The organism is Pseudomonadota bacterium (assembly GCA_026388215.1).
In the GTDB taxonomy this organism is placed as follows: Bacteria; Desulfobacterota; Syntrophorhabdia; order Syntrophorhabdales; family Syntrophorhabdaceae; genus JAPLKF01.
Genome location: JAPLKF010000289.1, coordinates 1 through 4475 on the forward strand (window position 1 = coordinate 1; position 4475 = coordinate 4475).

Annotated in this window: 6 protein-coding genes; all 6 read left to right on the forward strand. The window is 42.8% G+C overall.

The features are described 5' to 3' along the window. Positions 1-280, forward strand: a 280-nt coding sequence (locus tag NTU69_13050; GenBank protein ID MCX5804431.1) for a hypothetical protein, incomplete at its 5' end; no start/stop codon positions are given. A 27-nt stretch (positions 281-307) separates the two neighbouring features. Next, on the forward strand, positions 308-1111 hold the full coding sequence (locus NTU69_13055; protein MCX5804432.1) for a hypothetical protein: 804 nt from the start codon (positions 308-310) through the stop codon (positions 1109-1111). Positions 1112-1144: 33 nt separating this feature from the next. Continuing rightward, the gene (locus NTU69_13060; GenBank protein MCX5804433.1) at positions 1145-1759 is read left to right on the forward strand and encodes a hypothetical protein; all 615 of its coding nucleotides are present in this window, start codon (positions 1145-1147) and stop codon (positions 1757-1759) included. Positions 1760-2409: 650 nt separating this feature from the next. Then, a complete protein-coding gene (locus NTU69_13065) occupies positions 2410-2697 on the forward strand; it encodes a type II toxin-antitoxin system Phd/YefM family antitoxin (GenBank protein ID MCX5804434.1) in 288 nt (95 codons plus the stop codon). Then, positions 2681-3016: a type II toxin-antitoxin system RelE/ParE family toxin gene (locus NTU69_13070; GenBank protein ID MCX5804435.1), complete on the forward strand. Its 336-nt coding sequence runs from the start codon at positions 2681-2683 to the stop codon at positions 3014-3016. Before NTU69_13065 ends, NTU69_13070 begins: the two co-directional genes overlap by 17 nt. A gap of 547 nt (positions 3017-3563) precedes the next feature. Continuing rightward, positions 3564-4475, forward strand: a 912-nt coding sequence (locus NTU69_13075; GenBank protein ID MCX5804436.1) for a replication-associated recombination protein A, incomplete at its 3' end; no start/stop codon positions are given.

Sequence of the window (4475 nt, forward strand, 5' to 3'; positions counted from 1 at the left end):
TCATGGAAGCAAGAACTGCTGGCAGGCAACAGATACGGAAGTCACAAACATAGAAGTTGAAAAAATGATGAAGGGCTTACCTAAGAAAAAAGGTGAGTGGTTGCAGTTGACCTGCGGCGTGGAGGACTTTACTCCTGTGAAGATGGGGGCACTGGTAATGGAGAAAGACAAAGTACACACCTATGATAGTGTCGTGACCACTTATATGTTTGTGACTGATGCCATTCTGGGGTTCAGGTATTTGAAACATAAAAACAGGGAGCCTGTTAAAGGCATGTGAGTAAGAGAATAAAAAAAGGGGGTGGATATGAATCAAAATAATATATCAGGCAAGACTTCGCAACCCGGTGACACACCCCGTTATCGCTACACAGACATTGTTCTCATTGTCGTAGGCTTGGTGGTCACATTTCTCGGAACATATAACCCAATTTTTACATTGATAGGCATCATACTCTCCGGAATAGGATTGGGCATCTGGGCAAAGAGAACAGGCCGAAGTATTATAGGTTGGGTCCTCATTGCATTAATCCCCATAATCGGCCCGATGATAGGTCTTGGTGTCATGTGGGCCAGAAGGGAAGGGCCACCGGTGACTGTATACCCTGAAAGGCGGAATATAACTCCCCATGTGGTAGCCGCCTTCATCATATTCCTCGTTTTTGCTGTTGTCATAGACTCTCTCGGTATAATATTCGCCTTTCTGGTTGCACTCATGGTGATCGCATTGAAAAGAGTTAAGAGTGAGCACCCAGTACGAATGAAATTGATTGCTATTGGAATCTACACTGTAATGCTGGTATGTGCCATTGCATTAAAAGCAATAAATAATCAGGTATCTCTGAGGAATGCAAGCGTTATCATCGCAGCCTGCGAGCAGTATAAAACCAAGAAGGGGGTATATCCCGACAGGCTAAATAATCTTGTGCCCGAGTACCTATCAAAGGTCCCCGTTGCCAGATATTCAGGTATCACTGGATGGACGTATTTCCATCACTCTAAGAAGAGAGAAGATGAAGGAGATTACTATACATTACAGTACAGCTATGAATCGCTCTTCGGGAGACGTTTCTACAATTCAGAAACGAAGCAATGGCGTTCCATGGATTAGGTATACACACTTATATGTGAGAGAAAGATGACCATGAACCCTTTCTTCACCATCTACACCATTGCATGGGGCATTTCCTGTATTCTTGCTCTTATCTTTTACCTCACAGAAAAAGAATACTATTCAATAATATGGAAAAACTACCGGCGCTTTCTTTTTGTCCCGTGGAAGGTGTCCACCTTCCTCATTGCCGGAACAGGCATGGTTGTCATTGCACCGTACACCGGTGATCCCACATGGGATTATGTTGATGCGGGGTTCATGTCGCTCTTCACTTTTATCAGCTCCCCTTGGGCCGTTGGGACATTATACAAGGTGTTTGCGAGAAGACTTTCGATAAAGCATGGATTCATTGCATTCTGCGTATGGATGTTTTCGGCCAGCTGGTCCTATGACCTCTACCTCCTTCTCAAGGATGGTTACTACCCGCTCACATGGTTAACGAACCTCTTGGCATCGTCAGTGCTCTATGTATCGGCAGGCTTGCTATGGAGCCTCGATTGGCGGGAAGGAAAGGGTATTATCCTCTCATTCAGGGAGGAAGATTGGCCCTACCCATCCAAACAGAAGGTATTCATGAAAATATTTTGGTTTGTACTTCCCTTTATGGCCATTGCTTCGGGGATTGTTTTGTATTTTATCATTTAAAAATCGTTAATTCGCTGGATAGGGTGATAAGGCTTATGTTTGCTTTCAACTAGTAATATATGCTTTTCAAGATTCATTGGTTAGTTTGTTTGTAGGTGCAAGCAACACTCCTAGGCTAACCAAATGGAACCCCCGAAGAACTAAAAATGGAAGGGGAAGGGTCAAATCCTTATCCTTGACTCAACTGACCTTTAATCTCATTCAAAAGGCGCAGGATATTCCCATCTGACTCCAGTAATCCCATGAACCTCTTTCTTGCCATACTGAAGAATAAGAGAAACGGAGGCAATGTAAATAATAAACGGGTTGTTGCCCAAATCAACTTCACTGTTACAATCGAGGTGAACACCTTTCCTGAAGGGCGATATCGAGCACGGTTTGGGCACCCACTTTGGCACGTCCGAGAGTTCCAGAGGGGACAATCCACGCTGTCTGAGGACAAAGTCCGAGTTCGTGGATTGAGCGAGGACGGGGCATTTAGTGGGTAAATCCCGCTATGGGCGGGATGAAGCCGCGCGGAGCGGAGTACGAAGGGAACGGTGTTCTGAGAGGTAAACTATTTGTGCAAGAGCCCGTAAAGAGTTGCCCCTATGATTATACTTGACATGCGGTCTGAATTTGGTATCATAAAAAGACTGGAGGTGAGATAAATGAATATTTCAAAAGATATAAAACCTATAACCTATCTTAAATCAAAAACTGCTGATCTATTAAAGCAAATAAATGAAACGCATTGCCCTGTAATCATCACGCAAAATGGAGAGCCCAGAGCAGTCCTTCAAGACCCTATAAGTTATGAAAATATGCGCAATGCTTTGGGGATGTTAAAGATTATATCAATAGGAGAAGAGGAAATTAAAAATAACAAAGTCAAAACCCAGAGGGAAGTATTTAAAAATTTAGAAAAAATATTAAAAGAACATGAAACAAAAATATAAGGTAATATGGTCCAATACCGCTGAAAATGATTTGACAGAGATAATTGAATATATTGCCAAAGATAACTTCTCTAATGCCGTAAAAATTTTAATGAAAATAAAAGAGAAGGCGTCAAGTCTTTATTACTCGCCTGAGCGAGGTCGTATTGTGCCGGAATTTCAGGAACACGGTATACTGCAATATCGTGAACTTGTTATGACCCCCTGGAGAATCATCTACAGGATATCGAAAATGAATGTCTATGCTTTGTCTGTGCTGGATTCGCGACAAAATATTGAAGAAATCTTATTTAAAAGGCTGATAGCTTCAAAAAAATGAAGAAAGGGAAGGAATTAAATCTTTATCCTTGATTCAACTGACCTTTAATCTCATTCATAAGACGCAGGATATTCCCATCTGACTCCAGTAATCCCATGAACCTCTTTCTTGCCACACTGAAGAATAAGAAAAACGGAGGCAATGTAAATAATAAACTGGCTGTTGCCCAAACCCATCCATAAATGTGCTAAGTTCGGAAGGTATTCCCGGAAGTGAGCATTACGGAAGCTCCGGGGTCTGTCCCGCTATAGCGGGATAACCCTCTTAGAGCACCCGAAGCGTTCCCTCGCACCAGCGGGGGATGAATGTGCGGATGCATCAATGCTTGAGCCCCAGGGGCTGGGACGGGTGGGTCTCACATTCAAGCAGAGGGGCTCTTAGAAGGGTCGGAGATGGAGTACCAGCGAACGGAGGGAATACCTTTCGGATCGAATGGGGCAAAAAGGGTTTGGGCAACAGCCCGTAAAGATTTGACCCCTTTTACCGCCATTTACCGTTCTTTACCTTGAAAAAGGTAAGTATAAACTGTTATTATTTTCTATAACTTATGGAATTATTTGAAAACAATACTTCATTTGAAAAAGATACAAGAAAACCTCTCGCAGACAGAATAAGACCGAAAACACTTGATGAATTTGTAGGTCAGGAGCATATCCTTGGGAAAGGTAAACTCCTCCAGGTTCTTCTTGAGAAAAAGGACATACCATCTATGATTCTCTGGGGACCGAGCGGTGTAGGAAAAACTACCCTTGGATGGCTTATGGGAAAATACATGAAGCTCCCCTTTGTATCTTTGAGTGCCGTAAACATAGGGATTAAAGAAGTAAAAGAGGTTATGCAAAAATCAAAAATCCAGAAGATTATCCTCTTTATAGATGAATTCCATCGATTTAACAAGCTGCAACAAGATACATTTCTTCCCAATGTAGAATATGGAGACATAATACTGATTGGTGCCACCACCGAAAACCCATCATTTGAAATCATCTCTCCTTTGCTCTCGAGAATGAGGGTTCTCACCCTCAACCCGTTAACAGTGGAAGAGTTAGTAAGGATAATCAAGAGGGCCTTGAATGAGGATAAGGAATTAAAGGCAGGATCACTAAAAATTGAGGAGGACATAATCGAAGAGCTTGCAACCCTCTCCAATAGTGATGCAAGAAAGGCCCTAAACCTCTTAGAGGTATGCTACAAGATGGTAAAGGAGATGGGGAAAGAAAGCCCGGTTATTGACCGGGATATATTAAGGGAGGCATATCAGAAAAATATAGCGGTGTATGATAAAAAAGGTGAGATGCACTATGACCTTATCAGTGCTCTCCATAAAAGCATGAGAGGCTCTGACCCTGATGCAGCAGTCTACTGGCTCGCCCGTATGATAGAAGGCGGGGAAGACCCTCTTTATATTGTAAGAAGGATGGTAAGGTTTGCATCAGAGGATGTAGGCAACGCAGACCCT